Annotated in this window: 16 protein-coding genes; 7 read left to right on the top strand and 9 right to left on the bottom strand. The window is 62.8% G+C overall.

Annotated elements, in window-relative coordinates; genetic code table 11:
- The first annotated feature begins 227 nt into the window (after positions 1-227).
- Positions 228-530, top strand: coding sequence for a VF_A0006 family four-cysteine protein (locus QM685_RS10800; protein ID WP_415115951.1), 303 nt, complete (start codon positions 228-230; stop codon positions 528-530).
- Positions 531-799: 269 nt separating this feature from the next.
- On the opposite strand, the gene QM685_RS10795 is transcribed toward QM685_RS10800, so the two are convergent.
- The 5 genes from QM685_RS10795 to QM685_RS10775 are packed head-to-tail and all read right to left on the bottom strand — an operon-like array spanning position 800 to position 6,363.
- The gene (locus tag QM685_RS10795) at positions 800-1,501 is read right to left on the bottom strand and encodes an SDR family NAD(P)-dependent oxidoreductase (RefSeq protein WP_415115592.1); all 702 of its coding nucleotides are present in this window, start codon (positions 1,499-1,501) and stop codon (positions 800-802) included.
- Positions 1,502-1,533: 32 nt separating this feature from the next.
- Entirely contained in the window at positions 1,534-2,859 is a 1,326-nt protein-coding gene (locus QM685_RS10790) for an MFS transporter (RefSeq protein ID WP_415115590.1), read from the bottom strand.
- A 46-nt stretch (positions 2,860-2,905) separates the two neighbouring features.
- A complete protein-coding gene (locus QM685_RS10785) occupies positions 2,906-3,766 on the bottom strand; it encodes a fumarylacetoacetate hydrolase family protein (protein WP_415115588.1) in 861 nt (286 codons plus the stop codon).
- Positions 3,767-3,776: 10 nt separating this feature from the next.
- Positions 3,777-4,727 carry a VOC family protein gene (locus QM685_RS10780; protein WP_415115587.1) on the bottom strand — a complete coding sequence of 317 codons (951 nt, stop codon included), beginning with the start codon at positions 4,725-4,727 and terminating at the stop codon, positions 3,777-3,779.
- A 16-nt stretch (positions 4,728-4,743) separates the two neighbouring features.
- Positions 4,744-6,363, bottom strand: a complete 1,620-nt coding sequence (locus tag QM685_RS10775; RefSeq protein ID WP_415115585.1) for an FAD-dependent monooxygenase — start codon at positions 6,361-6,363, stop codon at positions 4,744-4,746.
- A 125-nt stretch (positions 6,364-6,488) separates the two neighbouring features.
- Here QM685_RS10775 and QM685_RS10770 point away from each other — a divergent pair, with 125 nt between their 5' ends.
- Positions 6,489-7,373 carry a LysR substrate-binding domain-containing protein gene (locus QM685_RS10770; RefSeq protein WP_415115583.1) on the top strand — a complete coding sequence of 295 codons (885 nt, stop codon included), beginning with the start codon at positions 6,489-6,491 and terminating at the stop codon, positions 7,371-7,373.
- 141 nt (positions 7,374-7,514) lie between these two features.
- Here QM685_RS10770 and QM685_RS10765 read toward each other — a convergent pair whose 3' ends face one another.
- The 4 genes from QM685_RS10765 to QM685_RS10750 form a co-directional block, all read right to left on the bottom strand.
- A complete protein-coding gene (locus QM685_RS10765; RefSeq protein ID WP_415115581.1) occupies positions 7,515-8,822 on the bottom strand; it encodes an Nramp family divalent metal transporter in 1,308 nt (435 codons plus the stop codon).
- A 361-nt stretch (positions 8,823-9,183) separates the two neighbouring features.
- Positions 9,184-10,149, bottom strand: coding sequence for a sterol desaturase family protein (locus tag QM685_RS10760; protein ID WP_415115579.1), 966 nt, complete (start codon positions 10,147-10,149; stop codon positions 9,184-9,186).
- Positions 10,150-10,159: 10 nt separating this feature from the next.
- A complete protein-coding gene (locus QM685_RS10755; RefSeq protein ID WP_415115577.1) occupies positions 10,160-11,179 on the bottom strand; it encodes a beta-propeller fold lactonase family protein in 1,020 nt (339 codons plus the stop codon).
- A 369-nt stretch (positions 11,180-11,548) separates the two neighbouring features.
- Complete coding sequence (locus tag QM685_RS10750) at positions 11,549-12,400, bottom strand: LysR family transcriptional regulator (protein WP_415115575.1); 852 nt, start codon at positions 12,398-12,400, stop codon at positions 11,549-11,551.
- Positions 12,401-12,577: 177 nt separating this feature from the next.
- Here QM685_RS10750 and QM685_RS10745 point away from each other — a divergent pair, with 177 nt between their 5' ends.
- The 5 genes from QM685_RS10745 to QM685_RS10725 all read left to right on the top strand — a co-directional run bounded on the left by QM685_RS10745 (position 12,578) and on the right by QM685_RS10725 (position 17,295).
- Complete coding sequence (locus tag QM685_RS10745; protein WP_415115573.1) at positions 12,578-12,892, top strand: EthD family reductase; 315 nt, start codon at positions 12,578-12,580, stop codon at positions 12,890-12,892.
- 59 nt (positions 12,893-12,951) lie between these two features.
- Positions 12,952-13,965: an alpha/beta fold hydrolase gene (locus tag QM685_RS10740; RefSeq protein ID WP_415115571.1), complete on the top strand. Its 1,014-nt coding sequence runs from the start codon at positions 12,952-12,954 to the stop codon at positions 13,963-13,965.
- Positions 13,966-13,972: 7 nt separating this feature from the next.
- A complete protein-coding gene (locus QM685_RS10735; RefSeq protein ID WP_415115569.1) occupies positions 13,973-14,845 on the top strand; it encodes an NAD(P)-dependent oxidoreductase in 873 nt (290 codons plus the stop codon).
- Positions 14,846-15,164: 319 nt separating this feature from the next.
- The gene (locus QM685_RS10730; RefSeq protein ID WP_415115567.1) at positions 15,165-16,217 is read left to right on the top strand and encodes a MurR/RpiR family transcriptional regulator; all 1,053 of its coding nucleotides are present in this window, start codon (positions 15,165-15,167) and stop codon (positions 16,215-16,217) included.
- Complete coding sequence (locus QM685_RS10725; RefSeq protein WP_415115565.1) at positions 16,177-17,295, top strand: ABC transporter substrate-binding protein; 1,119 nt, start codon at positions 16,177-16,179, stop codon at positions 17,293-17,295. Before QM685_RS10730 ends, QM685_RS10725 begins: the two co-directional genes overlap by 41 nt.
- Positions 17,296-17,297 lie beyond the last annotated feature (2 nt).

The raw sequence follows: 17,297 nt of genomic DNA, 5'->3' as shown, positions 1-17,297 counted from the left end.
TTGCGACAGCAATATTGCCTCAGGTCTGATACGCGGATGTTGCTTTCCAACTGCATCCCGGGCATTGGAGCAGTCGTGCCTGAGGGTTGATAGGAGTCGACTTCGGCTGACCATGTCGGGCTGGAGTCAGCCACAAGTGGTCCCTCGACACCGACGCCTGAATCGCTGACAATCGGTGACTGCCGCTGTTATATCTCTCAGTCTTGGCCACAATAATGCCCAAATTAATGCCCAAATTCGCCTATCTGTTCCTCTGGATCATGCTCGCCATCCCCGTTTCGACTCTGGCATACGGTGGTCATAATCCAGGCTACGATCAGTGCATTCTGCAGTCGTTGCAAAACAGTCAGAGCAGTTTTGCGGCTCGCGCAATTAGCGACTCGTGCGACGCGCTTTATAGAAATGGTGAAATGCTTTTGCCGCGCGAAAGAGCGTATCACCTATGCGTCCTGCAAAATGTGCAGACCGTGAGAGGAGCGTTCGCGGTCAACGAGATACTTCATGCATGCCGACGCCAAAACCCGATGTAGGACGAACCCGGCTGACGGTTGCAGCGCCCCCAGATTCTCAAAATCTAATTTCGATTGCGCTCATTGTCATCGCTCCTTGGAGATGTGCCGTGACCCTGGCACGAACGGCTGCTTCCTGAAAATGCCAAGGTCCGCTTCAGATCGATTGCCACCAACCGTATCAGTGAGAGATCGGCCAGTTCCCGCCGCTCGACCATCGCATATACCCGTCACCCGAACGCCGCTTCAATCGCAATTCAGTCGGCCCTGCCCTACGCCAACGTAGCCCCCTATTTTCCAAGCGTCATCCCCCCATCGATCGTCACGATCTCGCCGGTCATGAACTGGAACGGCGGTTGCGCGAGCGCGATCATCGCAGCGGCGATTTCCTGCGTTGAAGCCAGGCGGTTCATCGGATGCATGGCTGCAAGTTTCTCTTCGCTGAGCTCGCCCGCATCGATCGAGCGCTGAATCAGCGGCGTCTTCACGTAACCGGGTGCGACCGCGATCACGCGAATGCCGTCCGACACCCACTCGTTCGCGAGCGAGCGCGTCAGCGTCGCGACGGCCGCCTTCGAAACCGCATAGTGCGCACGCCCCTTCATCATCACCATGCCGGCGACGGATGCGACGTTGACGATAACGCCGTGCCTCCTGCACAACTGCGGGTACAGTGCGTGCGAACAGTAGAAGGTGCCGTTGAGATTCACCGCCAGCACGTTGTCCCATTCGGCGGGATCCTTGTCGGCCACCGGCTCGCGGCCACCCGCGATGCCGGCGGCATTGATCAGCAGGTCGACCCCGTCCAACTGCTTCGCGGCGGCGGCGACGGTCGTGTAGTCCGCGACGTTCACGGCTACGCCGCCGTCCTGCCCGCTACGATCCCAGACCACGACACGCCAGCCTGCCGCGCGCAATTGGCTCACGCACTCCTGTCCGATGCCGCTTGCTCCGCCCGTGACAACGGCGGTCCGTTCTTCCGTATGGTTCATGTCAGCCTCCCGATATGTCGGTAACGGCCCGGTCATGCGCGAGACCGGGCCAGATTTTTCTCGGCACCATGCTGGTGACGCACGCAGACGATCGCGAGCCCGGCACTTGCCAGCGTTGCCATCGCGAACACGCGCGCCGCGATGCTCCATTGACCGCCGGTGGCCTGCATCACCCAGCCCGTCAGCGTCGGTCCGAAGAATCCGCCGATCGAGCCAATGGTCGTCACGAGCGCGAGCGGTCCGGCATGCGCGCCGATGGTGTTCTGGATAGACGTATTGAGGGGGCCGTAGTACGCGATCGTATAGCCCGTGATGATCGACACGGTCGCGATGAACGCGCCGAGCGACACCTCGGCCGCGGTCGGAAGCAGGAAGAACCCGACGCTGCCGATGACGCACACCGTCGTGAGGTGCCAGCGAATGTCGTTCCAGCGCTCGCTGCTGCGCCCGATCAGATAGCTGAACGTCAACGCCACCACGTTCGGAATAATCAGCAGCGTGCCGATCTGCAGCGGCGTGATGTGATACAGATTCTTCAGGATCGTCGGCAGAAAATAGGCCAGCGCGAAAGTCGCCGCGTAGGCGATCAGCAGCGCGACGAGCTGTCCCCACAGCAACGGCTCGCGGAACACGGCGAACCCCGATGCGCGGGTCTCGGACGAAGACGAAGGCGAGGCATCCGCGGTCTCGTCGTTCATCACCGCAAGCAGCGAACGACGTTGCTGTTCGGTGAGCCAGTGCGCGTCATCCGGCGTCGCCGGCAGGAAGCGCAACACACACAGACCGAGAACGACCGTCGGCAATCCTTCGATCAGGAACAGCCAGCGCCAGCCCGGCATCCACGCGTCGATGCCCAGCAACGCACCCGCGAGCGGACCGCCGAAGATCATCGCGAACGGGATCGCCATGATGAACACCGCGTTGATCCGGCTGCGAAAGCGCGGCGGGATCCAGCTTGCGAAGTAGAAGTTGACGGCGGGGATGAAACCGCCTTCGATCATGCCGAGCAGAAAGCGCAGCACGTAGAACGACTTCTCACCCTGCAGCGTGGCCATCAGACACGATACGATCCCCCAGGCGATGAATACGAACGCCAGCCAGGGCCGTACGCCGATCCGCTTCAGTGCGAGATTGGCCGGCACGCACGAACCGGCATAGCCGAGGAAGAACAGGCCGGCACCGAGGCCGTATGCCTCCAGCGAGATCCCGAGATCCGTGCCCATTTGCAACTGCGCATAGCTGATGTTGGTGCGGTCGAGAAAATTGAGCACATACCCCGCGAACAGCAGGGGCAGCACACGATTGCGAAAACCGGCGATCGCCCGCTCGGCATCCGCATGCACCGAATTCTGGTTCATGACGTCGTCTCCTCCGATATATATTGTGTGGTCGGTCGCGGTTGCTTCACGCCTCGTCGATCACGGTGTTGCGCAGCAGACCGATGCCTTCGATCTCGATTTCGCAGACATCGCCCGGCTTCATCCAGACTTGCGGGTTGCGGGCCAGACCGACACCCGATGGCGTGCCCGTGATGATGATGTCGCCCGGCTGCAACTCGAGCGCTTCCGAGCATGCGCTGACCAGCGTCGCGACGTCGAAGATCATGTCCTCGGTATTCGCGTCCTGCATCGTCGCGCCGTTCAGGCGGCACTGGATCCGCAGACCCTTCGCGCCCGCCGGCAGCTCATCCGCGGTGACGAACTCCGGGCCGAACGCGCCGCTCGCGTCGAAGTTCTTGCCGATCGTCCACTGGTTGGTGCGCAACTGGTAATCGCGAATCGAGCCTTCGTTGAACACCGAATAGCCGGCTACATAGTCGAGCGCGGATGCCTTCGGAATGTAGCGGCCGGCCTTGCCGATCACGGCCACCAGTTCCGCTTCGTAGTCGAATTGCGTCGACACGCGCGGACGCACGATCGGCTGCCCGTGCGCGACCCATGACGACGGATAGCGACTGAAGATCACCGGATCCTTGGGCGGCGCGAAGCTGCTTTCGGCCGCGTGATCGACGTAGTTGAGGCCGATGGCCAACGCTTTCGACGGTTGCCGCACCGGCGGCAGATAGCGCAAACCCCGCAGCGGCACCACGACGCCGCGGCGGTCCAGAGCCTCGCGTGCCGCATGCATGCCGGCATCCCCCATGCGCAGCAGCTCGTCGAGCGAAGCGGGCAGGGCCGCCGCGGTCAGATCGACCAGATTGTCCGCATCGATACGTGCGCCGATCGCAGGCTGCCCATTGTTGCTAACGAATGCGATGAATCTCACGTTGTCTCCTTCAGGCCGACGCCTGCTCAAAATTGATGAAAAAGAATTCGGGCACTTCGGGCCCCCACACATGGAGCGAGTCCTCGGGCGCATGGTCCGCGGACGGCCAGTCGACCTCGCTCGGCACGTAGTCGATGTCGAACGAGTACTCGGCGAAGCTGCCCCACGGGTCGCGCACGTAATGGAAATAGTTCGAACCGAGCACGTGCCGGCCGACGCCCCAGCCTTCCCGGAAGCCCGCGTTGCGCATCTGCTCGGCACCGCATCCGACCTCGTCGACACTGCCGACGTCCCAGGCCGAGTGATGCAGTCCGGGGCCGCTCGATTTCGCGAACGCGACGAGATGATGATCGGAGCCGTGCGGGCCGTGCAGAAATGCGACCACATCGCCCGAGCGGTCCGACAGGCGCAGGCCGAGCACGTCTTCGCAGAAGCGCACCATGCGCAGTACGTCCGGGCTGAAAAAAAGCACATGAGACAGACGGCGCGGACGCACTTTCACGACGCGGCTGCGCGACGGCGCCGCGCCTTGTCCGGGGGCGGCCGGCTGCGCGGGCGACGGCGTGGCCTTTTCGTCGGGCGACACCTTCGGGCTGACCCGCAGTTGAACCGACGTGCCGTCCGGGTTGCGCAGCCAGAGCCCCGCGCCGTCCGACAGCGGATGCGGCGCGCATTCGACACCGTCGCGCGCGACGCGCGATCGCATCGCGTCGAGATCTTCCGCGAAGATCCCGAAGCTCACGTACTCGAGCTGTTTTCGTTCGCCGTCGCGGTAGATCGATGCCCATCGGTGCGGATGGCCGGCGGTAAACAGATCGATACGATCGTCGTGCCGGCACACGTCCAGGCCGAACGCCGTATAGAAACGTTCGGCTTCGTCGAGATCGGGCACCGAGAAGACGAATTCGTGAACGGAGTGAACGCCGACGGTATGCGGGCGCCGTCCTGATTGCGGGTTCATCGGATTGACTCCTGTATCAACGCGCGGAGAAACCGGTTACCGTGCGAACCACCGCGGCGCCCGGCCAGCCGTCGCCACGCCACGCGACGTGTTGATCCGGGCGGATCAGCGTGAAGCGGGTGGGGTACAGATTCGCCACGCCGCCTTCGCCCGGCTGGATCACTTTCATCGGCATCCCGCTGGCGGCGGCATCGCTCATTGCCGATTCGATTTCCCGCGCGGTCGCGGCGGTGGATGCGAGCAGCGTGAAGCCGCTGCCGAAGTGGTCGTACAGTGAACTGCCGTCGTGCAGCCATGCGTGGGGCGCCAGCGCGCCGGGGCGCGACGACGGCACGTAATTGATGAAGTCCTTTTCCTGCGCGGGGCTGCCGTCCGGCGCGACGATCGGAGAATCGTCGTATCGATAGCCGAGCACGACGCCCAACGTCGCGAATTCGCGCATCTTGGCTGCCTGAATCCGGCTGCCGATTTCGCGGCGCACGCGTTCACCCGTCTCGCCCGGCGCTTCGATATCGTCCGCGAGCAACTGATTGCCGAGCGTCGCGTGGTTGACGACGGCCTCGTCCAGCACCCACTGGTGCACCGGGTGCCGTTCCGCCTCGTAGCTGTCGAGCAGCGCGGGACCGCCCCAGCCGCGCAGCGTCGCGGCCAGCTTCCAGCCGAGATCGACGCTGTCGGCGACACCCATGTTCATCCCGTAGCCACCGAACGGCGGATGAAGATGACACGCGTCGCCGGCGAGGAAGACCCGCCCCTTGCGGTATCGATCGCCGAGCAGCTTGCTCGCGACCCATTCGTCGCTGCTGAGGACCTCGTACGGGAGATCGATGCCGGTGGCCGCGCCGATCATCGCGCGCGCGTCGATGTCGCCGATGCGCACGCCATGCTCCACGTGGGTCGGCATGAAGAACCATCTGTCGTCGCTGTCCATCGGGCCGATGAGGCTCGGTGCGTCGCGGTTGATCTGCCAGTACATGATCGCCGGCCCGAGCCGATGCGCGGCGGCGAGCCCCGGCGCGCGAAACACGATGTTGTAGTTCTTCGACAGACCGTACTCGCCTTCCATGCGCGTGCCGATCAGATCCCGCACGAGACTGCGCGCGCCATCGGCGCCGACCAGATAGTCCACGTCGACGACGATGTCGTTTCGGTGTTCGAGATCGTGCAGCGTTGCGCTGACCCTGTTGCTGTCCTGCTCGAATCCGCGAAGCTCGCAGCGAAAACGGATCTCGACGTCCGGCAACGATTGCGCATGCGCCCGCAGCGTTTCCTCGACCGTGTACTGGGGAATCCATTGCGCGTGCTCGGAATAGAGCGGATTACGGCCGGGCGCGCAGTACATCGCATTTTCATGCCGCGCGAGCTCGAAGCCCGCGAGCCGCGTGCAGAACACCACGTTCGATGGATAGTCGACGCCGAGCGGCGACGCGGCGCGCAGGCGATCGGCGATGCCCCAGCGGCGCAGGTGCTCTCTGGTGCGAACGTTGGTGGTCTTCGCGCGCGGCGCGTAGCCGACGCGATCGTTTCGTTCGATGAGCAGGCAGGGAATGCCTCGATGACCGAGCTCGATGGCCAGCGCGAGGCCGGCGGGGCCGGCGCCGACGATCAGTACGCGGGGTGCTGCGCGCTTTTGCACGATGTTGTCTCCTGTCGTTCTGTACCGCATTGCGGTTCGGGATGGCAGGAATCTTATAAATAGCCGCGTGATTCAGAAAGATGGCAAAATTCACCAAGTGATACAGAAAATGAATCAGGAACGCGATGAAGCTGAATGCGTTGCGGGACTTCGTCACGGTGGTCGAGCGAGGCGGCTTGCGGGCGGCGGCGCGCTATCTGGGGCAGCCCCAACCGGCGCTATCCCGGAGCATCCGTGATCTGGAGAAGGAACTCGGCGTCACGCTGTTCGAGCGGCACGCAAAAGGCGTACGGTTGACGCCGGTCGGCACGGCGTTCCTGCGGCGGGCGAACGCGGTGCGCAACGAGCTCGAGCGCGCGAAGGACGAGATCGGGCAACTGCGGGGCGAGACGCATGGGCGTGTCACGCTGTGCATGTCGACGGCGCCGCATCTCGGATTGTTACCGCGGGTGCTCCAGCCGTTTCGCGCGCGCTATCCGAACATCCATCTGGAAATCATCGATGGCGTGTATCCGCTTGTCGAGGCGTCTCTGCTGGACGGCACCGTGGACTGTTACATCGGCCCCGCGCCATCGGCGGTGCCGACCGAGCTGCGGATAGAGAAGCTGTTCGACAACACACGCGTGATTCTCGGCCGGAAAGGGCATCCGCTCGCGAAGGCAACGTCGCTGCGCGATCTCGTCGAGGCGGAATGGATCACGACGTCGATCACGCACAGGGCGGAAGAAGAACTCGGTCCATTGTTCGAGAAACACGGGCTGCCCGCGCCGCGTCTGGCGATGCGCGCGCAATCCGCGCTCACGTTCATGACCACGCTCGCGAACTCGGATTTGCTGATGATGCTGCCGGTCCAGTGGATTCAGTATCCGCTCCTGAGCGAGGCGTTTCAGGAGATCAGGGTCGTCGAGGCGTTGCCGGCGCCGCCGGTATGCATCGTGCAGCGCATCGGCCTGCCGTTGACGCCGGCGGCGGAATATTTCTGTACGCTGGTGCGCCGGATCAGCGGATGAAGACGACGGTTGCGAGCCCACGTTGCCGGGTGCGCTTCCTGTCAGAGTGGATTGCGGGACTCGTTGCTCGTAAGCGGCTGTATTGGGCGACTGCTTGACCTTTATATCGGCCACGCCTTGCTTCTGCCGGCGCGCCGCAGATCAGCCTGCCATGCCTGGAATGGCGACGCCGAACGTCTGAAGCAGCAGAACGACATTCAATGCGAGGATGATGGCGGTCGCGGCAATCGCGGCGATATCGGTAAGCCGACTGTTGACGAATTCGCCCATGATGTCCCGGCGGCGCGTGAAGATCACCAGCGCCACCATCGGAATGGGCAGCGCGAACGACAGGACGACCTGACTGATCACCAGCGCCTGCGTAGCATTCACCCCGAGCGCCACGACAATGAACGCGGGCACCATCGTGACGAGCCGTCGCAGCCAGACCGGGATACGAAAACCAACGAAGCCCTGCATGATCATCTGGCCTGCCATCGTTCCCACGACCGAACTGGAGACGCCGGAACAGATCAGGGAAATCAGGAAAATGGCCGCTGCGCCCGCACCGAGCAAAGGGGTAAGCGTGTGATACGCAGTTTCGATTTCCGCGATGTCGCTATGACCTGCATGGAACGCAGAGCTCGCCATGATCACCATCGCCATGTTGACAAGGCCGGCAAGAGAAAGGGCGAGCATGACTTCACGATTGGAAAAGCGCAGCAGCAGTCGGCGCTCGCGCACGTTGCGCCCGACTATCCGGCCTTGGGTGAGGCCTGAATGGAGGTAGATCGCGTGCGGCATCACCGTCGCCCCAACGATGCCGACCGAAATGGTCAGTGCCGCCGCACCAGGCATGGCAGGCACGATCGAGTGCAGGGCCACCTGGCTCCACGCAACAGGTGCAATGAACATCTCCGCGAGGTAACTCAGACCGATCACACCGACGAGTGCGCCGATGACAATTTCCATCGGCCGGAAGCCATTCTTTTCAAACAGCAGGATGCCGTAGGTCACGATGGCGGTGATGGCCATGCCAACCGTCAGCGGCAGCCTGAAAAGCAGCGCAAGGGCGATCGCACCGCCGAGGAATTCGGCGAGATCGGTGGCCATTGCCGCCACCTCGCTGACACCCCACATCACGTACACCGCGGGGCGGGGAAACTGCTCACGGCACAATTCGGCGAGATTGCGGCCCGTCACAATGCCCAGTTTGGCGGACAACGCCTGAAACAGCATGGCGACCAGATTGGCCATCAACACCACCCATAGCAACGAGTAGCCGAACTGGGCCCCTGCCTGGATGTTGGTCGCGAAATTGCCTGGATCCATGTAGGCAATCGAGGCGATGACTGCCGGCCCCGCAAACAGCACGAGCGAGCGTGCGCCGCGCCGGTTGCCGGCGAGCACGTCGCGAATCGCGATCGTGGCACGATCGGTCAGCGTGCTCCTGTTGGTCGCGGTATTCATGCCAACCTCCATGACACGGCGCTTGATATAACACTGTCACACGTCACGATTAATTGCAGATAGCGATCACTCCGCCGTACAACGCATTCGGCGCCAACGGGTGGGGGCTAAGCGGCAGAGAAGCGTCTCAGCAGGTATACGGCGATCACCGCGAAGCCTGCGATGACAATCGCAAATCCGATGGCCTTTTGAAGGTGCGACCAGATACGCTGGTGCAACATGCATCTCAAAAGCCAACTCCGCGTTCGACGCAACATCGCTCAGTTCTGGAAATCAAAGGAACGGGATAGTTGCCCCTTTTCGAATGGGTGCTGCGAGCGCGGTGGCACCAACATGTGCAGCAAATTTTCGGGCTCCTGCTTCACGAACTTCGGTGCGCTTTGCGCGAGGCAGCCCTGAATTCTTTCATGAAGAATTGCAGGCCGCCCAACTGCTGCTCGAGGTAGCCGCCCGTGGCCATCGATTCCGGTGCGCGCCTGTCACCGGTCGGTAGATACTCGTTCGAGAAGTCCGCCGTGCCGAACAGCATGTCCCAGAACGGAAAGACCGCACCGTAATTGCACGAGTTGCGACCGGCCGCGCGCAAGCCGTGATGCAGCCGGTGAAAACGCGGCGACACCAGCAGCCTGTCGCCAAGCCAGCCGAACGAGAGCCTGATGTTCGCGTGGCTGAGGCTCTCGATAAAACGCATGAACAGGAAGAGCAGCGGGAACTGCAGCGGCGGAACGCCGATCGCAAGGCCGACAATGCCGAACCACAGACCGGCGACGAGGTCATCGAGCAGGTGATTCCGGTCATCGGACCAGAAGCTCATCTGCCGCTGCGCGTGATGCAGTGCGTGCAGCGCATACCAGCTGCGGAACGAGTGGGACAGTCGATGTCGCCAATAGTCCGCGCAATCGAGGATCAGCGCATAGCACACGAACGTGACGATCGGGTGCCCGAACAACGGCGGAAAGATCGTTTCGAGCGTCGGCGGAATGTAGCCCTGACTCACGACGAAGCCGTTGACCCACACCTGCACCTGGTAGAACAGAAGGAAGCTGAAGACCGGCAGCACTCCGACCCGGTTGAGGACCGTATAGAACGCATCGGTCAGCACTGCCTTGCGGTCTTTCCAGCGCTCGATCGGAAAGAAGGCTTCGAGCGGCCAGCACACGGCATACGTGGCGATAACAGCGAAAAAGCCGTACACGCAGATGAGCGCCCAGTCGAACGAGAGCTCTTCCCACTGCATCCAGCCGAAGTGATAGAGCAACGGCAGCACGAGGTACTGGTCGATCTCGCCGGCCAGCATGTTGAAGAACCTGTCGATGAAGGTCAGCATGGTGGGCCTGTTACAGGGTTTCGGCCGTGACGAGGCCGGAACGGTTCAGTTCGGTCGTGAGGAAAATCCCGTGCGGCGAGCGGCCCACCTCGATCGTCTCGTAGTTGCCACTGAGCGGATCGAGCACCGCAACCTGCTCCCGGAAACGCAACGTGACCCACAGCTTGCCGTCCGGCGCGACGCTGATGTCGTCGGGACCCGCACCGCGAAAAGGATAGGTGCGGCGCAGCTCGTACGTGTCGGGATCGAGCGCGACGAGCGAGCCGCCGATGCGGTTGCTCACGTACAGCGTCTTGCCGTCCGGCGTGAGGAAGATATTGTGCGGGCCCACGCCGGTCCTGATCTTGCGAAGGACCTTGCCGTCCACGGGATCGACTTCGGCGACGTGATCGGTTCCCATCACGCAGACCAGCACCTTGCCGTTGTGGTACAGCACGCCGGCGGGTGTCGCACCGACCTTCGAAGTCCAGCGGACCGTCATGTTGGTGAGGTCGAAGGCAACGAGCGTGTCCGACTCCTGCATCGAGCTGAAGCTCGTGCGCGAATCCGGCGTGAAATCGAGGTGGCTCGGCATCTTGCCGACCTCGAACCGCTTCACGAGCGTCAGGTCGTCGGCGCGATAGATATCGACATAGTTCAGTCGCAGCGCGTTGACGACCAGGTAGCGATGATCCGGGCTGAAACCAAGCTGATAGGGGTCGGCGATCGTCTTGTGGCCGATCGCGGTGCCGGTGCGCGGGTCCACGATAAACAGCGCGTTGCCGCTGGCATCGGCGATGTAGAGCTTGCTGCGGTCCGGCGTCAGCGCCCAGTGGCTGGGCTCCCGCAGCGTCGGCAGCGTGCGTACGACCTGGTGCGTGGCCATATCGATAACCGACACGCTCGCCTCGCCGGAATTCATGACGATCGCGAGCGCTGGAACCGGGGCTGCGGCGGCGATGCCGGAACGGAGCGAAAGAAACGGGGGCAGACTCAAGCCCAGGGGAATGGCGAGACTGCGGCCCAGCCACATGCGACGGGAAAGCTTCATGGATGTATGCGGTCCGGAAATGCGGGGCAATGCGCGCGTAAGGCAAAGTTGCACCGTGCGTCGCACGCGCGAAACACTATAACGTTTTGAGCTTTCGATTCGCCAAATGGAAGATGAAACGCGTGGCCGATCGCCAGCAGGCAGCAGCCGGCCATGAACCGCCTTTCGGCGCCGATCGAAGCGGACAGTCGAAGGCTGTTAAATGCCTGATAGGCGCCGCCGGATCGGTTCGACGAGGGACGTTCCGCGACATGGGGGTGAATTATCCGAAGCCTACGGTAATCGGGCAGAGTAACGCTCGAGGCAATGGTCTGGAAGTGTGGCGTCAACTGGCTGGTAAAACGCTACAGTTCGAATCGCGTCCATCCACTAGTGCCCCACGTGTTTAATCGCGAGCTCCACGAAGGCGCGTAATCGATGTAGGCGCCTGAGATCGCGATGGTAGCCCATCCAGATGTCCCGAGGTGGCGGCTCATCGCTCAAATCGAGCCTGCGAATGGTGGCGAGCTGATCGCCGACAGGGCGGGGCAATACGGCAATGCCCAAACCTCTGCCGCACATCTGCGCCTGGACATTGCGGTTGTTCGACTGCAATACGACGCCCGCGTTGGGGAAGCGATTTTTTAGCCAGTCGATATCCGGAAAGCTGCCGGTCGACGTATCCATCGCGATCAGGCGGTGCCCCGTGCCATCGCCTTCCACTGGATCGGCACTCGTGGCCGCCACGTAGACGCCGTATCGCATCTGGGTCAGACGTCGCTGCACGATATCTGGCCCGTTGAATGGAACGATGCGGAAAGCGACGTCCGCTTCACGCTGTGCGAGATTGAACAGGCGTGTTCCGGTCAGGACCTCGATTTCAACAAGCGGATATTCGCGCGAATACTCGGCAATCACAGGCGGCAGGACATAGGCGCCAAACCAGTCGGCCGACGACACCTTGAGCGTTCCTTCCAGCTTTTGCTGCTCACCGGTCAGCCTGCGCTCCATGGTCAACGCACTCTCTTCCATTTGCTCGGCCAGCGGCAGGATAGCGGTGCCTTCCTCAGTCAGAACGAAACCGTCCGCAGTTCGCTGAAACAGTACCTGTCCCATCGACTCTTCAAGCGCGCGAAGCCGTCGCCCGATAGTCGGATGGCTGAGATGCAGCGCGCGTGCCGCGGCACCGAGCGTCCCTGTGCGCGCGATCGCGAGGAAGATCCGGACATCGCTCCACTCCATACTCACACACCTACAAAAATGAACGGAAGATGTTCATTATATTGAGTTGCCGTACGAAATTGAATTTGCGAGACTTCGGTCCATCGTATGTCGTCACGTCCTCGCGACCCGCTGCGGATTCGAATCCGTCATAGCGGCGTGGGGCGGATCGAACAACCAGGCAGAACGGAGATCGTCATGTCGCGCATCGCATCACCTACCGTGTATGTCACCTATGAGGGCACGCCGGACGACCGCTTTAACCGGAGCTACTACGTCGAACATCACCTGCCGCTCGTGATGCAAGCATGGCGGCGCTACGGTCTTGAGCGTGTCGCGGCGTTCTTTCCGGCGCTGACGCACGTTGGCACCCTTGCGATCTGCGAATGCACTTTTCGCGACGAGGCGGCAATCGAAGCCGCGTTCGGATCTCCGGAAGCCGGGCAGGTCATGGCCGACGTTGCGACCTTCACCGACATTTCCCCAAAACGCTTGCGCGTTGCACGGATCTGAGCGGGTCAATGCTCGACTCGCGCGCCACGTACCCTCACGCTACAAACAGGAGAATGGCCTTGGCCTTCTGGAAACATGCTGCCCCGCGTACCGTACGTCGCGGCCATATGTGGATTCCGGGCGATCGGATCGAACGAAACGGAGAGACCTGCCAATGCGGCCCGCTCTTTGTCGAGTGGGAAGCACCGGAGCATGTGACTCGCCCTTGGCCGATCCTGCTCCTGCATGGAGGCGGCTATCAGGGAACCGAGTGGTTCGACACGCCGGATGGCCGGCCGGGCTGGGCACAGCGCCTCGTGGAAGCGGGCTATGCCGTTCTCGTGGCCGACCGTCCGGGACAAGGAAGGTCTCCCTTCCATGTCGAGACGATGGGGCCGATGGGACCGGCGTTCTCGTATGAACACGGCCGCCATATCTACTTCCCGAGCGAATACGAAGATCAGCACACGCAATGGCCCTTTGCCCGGGACGACGAAGCGGCAATGGACGAGTTTATCGCCGGTTATGGCCCGCTTCCCGCGGACCTCGCGTTTTCCGAGGACATGGAGGCAGACCGGATCGCAAAGCTGCTGGACAGGGTTGGCCCTGCGATCCTGCTGACGCACTCGGCGTCGGGGCCGGTCGGCTGGTTGGTGGCCGATCGTCGGCCCGGCCTGGTGAAAGCGATCGTCGCCGTCGAGCCGATGGGCCCTCCGTTCGCGGAGATTCCCAATATCGGGTCGCTGACGTGGGGCCTCGCGGCGGCGCCGCTGAACTGGGAGCCGGCCGTCGCTTCGCCCGACGCGCTGCGCGAGGCCACGCCAGGCACACACCGGTTGCCTGCGTTCGCCGGTTTGCCGATCGTCGCCGTTACTGCCGAGGCCTCGGCCTTCGCCGCTGCCAGTCGACCCGCCGTCGAGCAACTCAAGGCAGCCGGTAGCCAGGCTGAAGTGCTGCATCTTCCCGACCATGGTGTGTTCGGCAATGGCCACGGGCTCATCTACGAGAAGAACTCCGATGACGCGCTGGTGCCGGTGTTGAACTGGCTCATCGAACACACGGAGGCATTGGACCCGGTGCAAGGGAAATTGTGAACTTCACGTGGAGAGTCAAATGGAAATCGGAATAATTGGTTTAGGTGCAATGGGCCGGGAAATGGCCCGCAATCTGGTCGCTGCCGGTCATGCCGTCATAGCGTGGAATCGTTCAGGCGGCCATGTCGAAGGCGTGCGCATGGTCGAGACGCCTGTGCAAGCGTTGCAGGCCGACATCGCCTTGACGATGCTGTCCGACGACACGGCAATCCGCAACGTCCTGCTGGATACGAATCTCCTGTTGCAGGCACGGCCGGGCCTGGTGCATGTCGTGGCGGCGACAGTCTCCGTGGCGTTCGCGCGGGAACTGGTGGGGCTTCATCGCGCGGCGGGCGTCGCTTATGTGGCTGCGCCGGTGCTGGGGCGTCCCGATGTCGCTGCCAGGGGCGAACTCAACGTTCTCGCCGCCGGCGCGCCTGCCGCGCTGGAAAAAGTAAAGCCGGCGCTGGACGTCATTGGCAAACGCGTATGGGACATGGGTGAAGAGCCGCCCACGGCCTATGCTGCGAAAATCGCCTGCAACATGATGATCACGATGGCGATTGAAGCGATGGCGGAAGCCGTCGTTCTCACCGAGACGAACGGACTTTCGCGAGAGCGATTCTTCGAGTTGATCCTGGGAACGCTCTTCGGCAGTCGTCCCTATCAGACCTATTCCGGCAATATCATCCACAACCAGTATCGACCTGGGTTCAAGGCTTCGCTTGGGTTGAAGGATCTTCGTCTCGCCTCCGAAGCTGCCGGACAGGCTGGCCGGGTATTGCCGATGCTCGCCGCCGTACATGGCCGAATGGCCGAAACTGTCGACGCGGGCATGGGCGATTGCGACTGGTCGGCAATCGCAGCCTTGACGGTAGATCCGTATGCACACAGGGCCTGATCGGCGCTGTTGCGGTCCCCAGCAAGTGAATCAGATCACATCATTCGATCGAGGGTTGGGCCGCTTGGGCGTATCTGAACAGGTCCGAATGGCTGCATTAATCCCGCACAGGTCCTTGGCTTTCTGGACACGCGATTGGCCGCAACGGGTCGTCACGTGACGGTCGTTACATGGTTCCCCTTTGTTCGTTGACGGCACCGGGCTAACCGAGTCAGCCGGTCTCATCCGACCGGCATTTGCTTCTCTCGCATTTTTGAACGCTTGACAGCCATTGTCGCGGTCACTACATTCACGTCATTGATTGTAGCAAACACGACATATGGCAATTAACACGGTAACGCCGGCGACATTCTTCGAAGCGATCCGCCTGCATTTCGATTCACTGACCCGCGCCCAGCAGGCGCTGGCGCGGCACATCGTCGATCACACCGAGCAGGCGGCATTCATGACCGCGCGCCAACTCGGCGACGCCACCGGGCAGAGCGATGCGGCGGTCGTACGGTTCGCGCGCGCCATCGGTTATCCGGGCTTTCCGCAGATGCGCAGCGCCTTACGCGAGGGTTTGCTGGAGCGCGTCGGCGCGGGCGGCATGCGGGCGGCGGTGGAAGGATCGGCCGCGGGCGAAGACCTCAGAAACGAAGTGTTCTCGTCCGATGCCGCGCTGCTCGACGCCACCGCGCGACTCAATCGCGTGGCGCTCGGCGAGCGTGTCGCGGACCGGCTTATCGCCGCGCGGCGTATCTGGGTGACGGGGCATGGCACCACGTATCCGCTGGCGCTGCTGCTGTCGATGCATCTCAACCAGACGCTCGGCATCTGCGAAACGCTGACCATCGGCCACGGCGATATTGCCGACCGGATCCGCCAGGTCGCGCCGGAGGACGTGCTCATCGGCATCGGCTACGCGCGCTATCTGCCGTACACGATCGAGCTGATGAAGATCGCGCGCGAATACGGCGCGCATGTCGTCGCCATCACCGACAAACCTTCCTCGCCGCTCGCGCAGATCGCTGCCGACACATTCCTCGTCGGGCGCGAGGGTACGTCGTTCGGATGGTGGTCGCAGGCCGGCACGCTCGGCCTCATCAACTGGCTCGTTGCGCTCACGATGACGCGCAACGGCGAGAAGGCCACCACGCTGCTGCGGCGCTCCGATGACGCGTGGCGTCTGCTGTCGCACTGGAACGCCGGCGACGACCCCGGCAACACACCATCGCTTGCCGCTCAACTGGACGATCGCCTGCGTCAGACGCGCACGTCCGCGCAAGCCGCGGCCACTTCGAACGATTCCGTCAAACCCGCCCGACCATCCGCGAAAGAGAGACCGGCCCATGAAACCGATCAAGAACCGAAACGGCGCAAACGCCGCTAATCCGCTCGACATTGGGCGACGCCGTTTCCTGGCGACGAGCGCCGGACTCGCCGCCGCGAGTGCTTTGCCGCTCGCCGTACCGACGGCCGCGCGCGCAGCCGATGCCGGCAAGGTCGTCGTACGCGGCTTGGGCGGTGCCTATCAGGATGTGATGGCCGCGGCCGTCCACAAGCCGTTTACGGCCGCGACCGGCATCGAAGTGGTCGTGCAGCCCGCGACCGCCGCGCAGATTCGCGCGATGGTGCAGGCAGGCCGCGTATCGATCGACGTGGTCGATCTGACCGACATCGCGCAGGTCGCGCTCGACAAGATCGGCGCGCTCGCGCCCATCGACTACGCGAAGATGAAGTTCACGCACCCGGACGACATTCAGCCGATCGTGCGCAAGCCCAACTACGCGGGCAGCCTGTTCTTCTCGACGGTGATGGTCTACAACACCGAAGTCTTCAGGAACGGCGCGCATCCGAAATCGTGGGCCGAGTTTTGGGACGTCAAAAAATTCCCCGGCGCGCGCACACTCGCGGACCAGCAATCCGGCTCCGCCGAACTCGAATTCGCGCTGCTCGCCGACGGCGTGCCGATGGACAAGCTCTATCCGCTCGACATTCCGCGCGCGTTCAAGTCGCTCTCGCGTATCAAGCCGCAAATCACGACGTGGTGGACGACCGGCGCCGCATCCGCGCAACTGATGGAGCGCAAGGATGCCGTGCTCGGCGGACTGTGGAACGGCCGCGCGCAGGACCTGATCGACAAGGGCGCGCCGCTCGCCATCGAATGGAACGAGGCCAAGCGCCAGACGCAGTGCCTGAGCGTCATCAGGAACGCGCCGAATGCGGCGAACGCACAGAAGTTCGTGGACTTCGCACTGCAACCTTCGGTACAGGCGGAAATCGCGCGCCATCTTGCATACGGCCCGACTAACCAGAAAGCGCTCGCGCTGCTCAAGCCCGAGGAACTGTCGCGCCTGCCGAGTTCGCGGGAGCACTTCGCCGAATCGTTCCAGCAGGACCCGCAATGGTGGTCGGACAGTCTCGCGTCGGTGGGGCAGCAATGGCAGTCGTGGGTGCTTCAGGGGTGAGC

The sequence above is a fragment of the Paraburkholderia sp. genome (genome assembly GCF_047605525.1).
GTDB lineage: Bacteria > Pseudomonadota > Gammaproteobacteria > Burkholderiales > Burkholderiaceae > Paraburkholderia.
The sequence above is the reverse complement of the archived record's forward strand: the minus strand, read 5'-3'. Positions and strand labels throughout refer to the sequence as shown.

Bases quoted from the DNA above. Each gene is read 5' to 3' on its own strand.
- QM685_RS10750 (WP_415115575.1), bottom strand. From the start codon at position 12,400: ATGGAGTGGAGCGATGTCCGGATCTTCCTCGCGATCGCGCGCACAGGG.
- QM685_RS10795 (WP_415115592.1), bottom strand. From the start codon at position 1,501: ATGAACCATACGGAAGAACGGACCGCCGTTGTCACGGGCGGAGCAAGC.
- QM685_RS10745 (WP_415115573.1), top strand. From the start codon at position 12,578: ATGTCGCGCATCGCATCACCTACCGTGTATGTCACCTATGAGGGCACG.
- QM685_RS10730 (WP_415115567.1), top strand. From the start codon at position 15,165: ATGGCAATTAACACGGTAACGCCGGCGACATTCTTCGAAGCGATCCGC.
- QM685_RS10800 (WP_415115951.1), top strand. From the start codon at position 228: ATGCCCAAATTCGCCTATCTGTTCCTCTGGATCATGCTCGCCATCCCC.
- QM685_RS10780 (WP_415115587.1), bottom strand. From the start codon at position 4,727: ATGAACCCGCAATCAGGACGGCGCCCGCATACCGTCGGCGTTCACTCC.
- QM685_RS10770 (WP_415115583.1), top strand. From the start codon at position 6,489: ATGAAGCTGAATGCGTTGCGGGACTTCGTCACGGTGGTCGAGCGAGGC.
- QM685_RS10760 (WP_415115579.1), bottom strand. From the start codon at position 10,149: ATGCTGACCTTCATCGACAGGTTCTTCAACATGCTGGCCGGCGAGATC.
- QM685_RS10755 (WP_415115577.1), bottom strand. From the start codon at position 11,179: ATGAAGCTTTCCCGTCGCATGTGGCTGGGCCGCAGTCTCGCCATTCCC.
- QM685_RS10790 (WP_415115590.1), bottom strand. From the start codon at position 2,859: ATGAACCAGAATTCGGTGCATGCGGATGCCGAGCGGGCGATCGCCGGT.
- QM685_RS10725 (WP_415115565.1), top strand. From the start codon at position 16,177: ATGAAACCGATCAAGAACCGAAACGGCGCAAACGCCGCTAATCCGCTC.
- QM685_RS10765 (WP_415115581.1), bottom strand. From the start codon at position 8,822: ATGAATACCGCGACCAACAGGAGCACGCTGACCGATCGTGCCACGATC.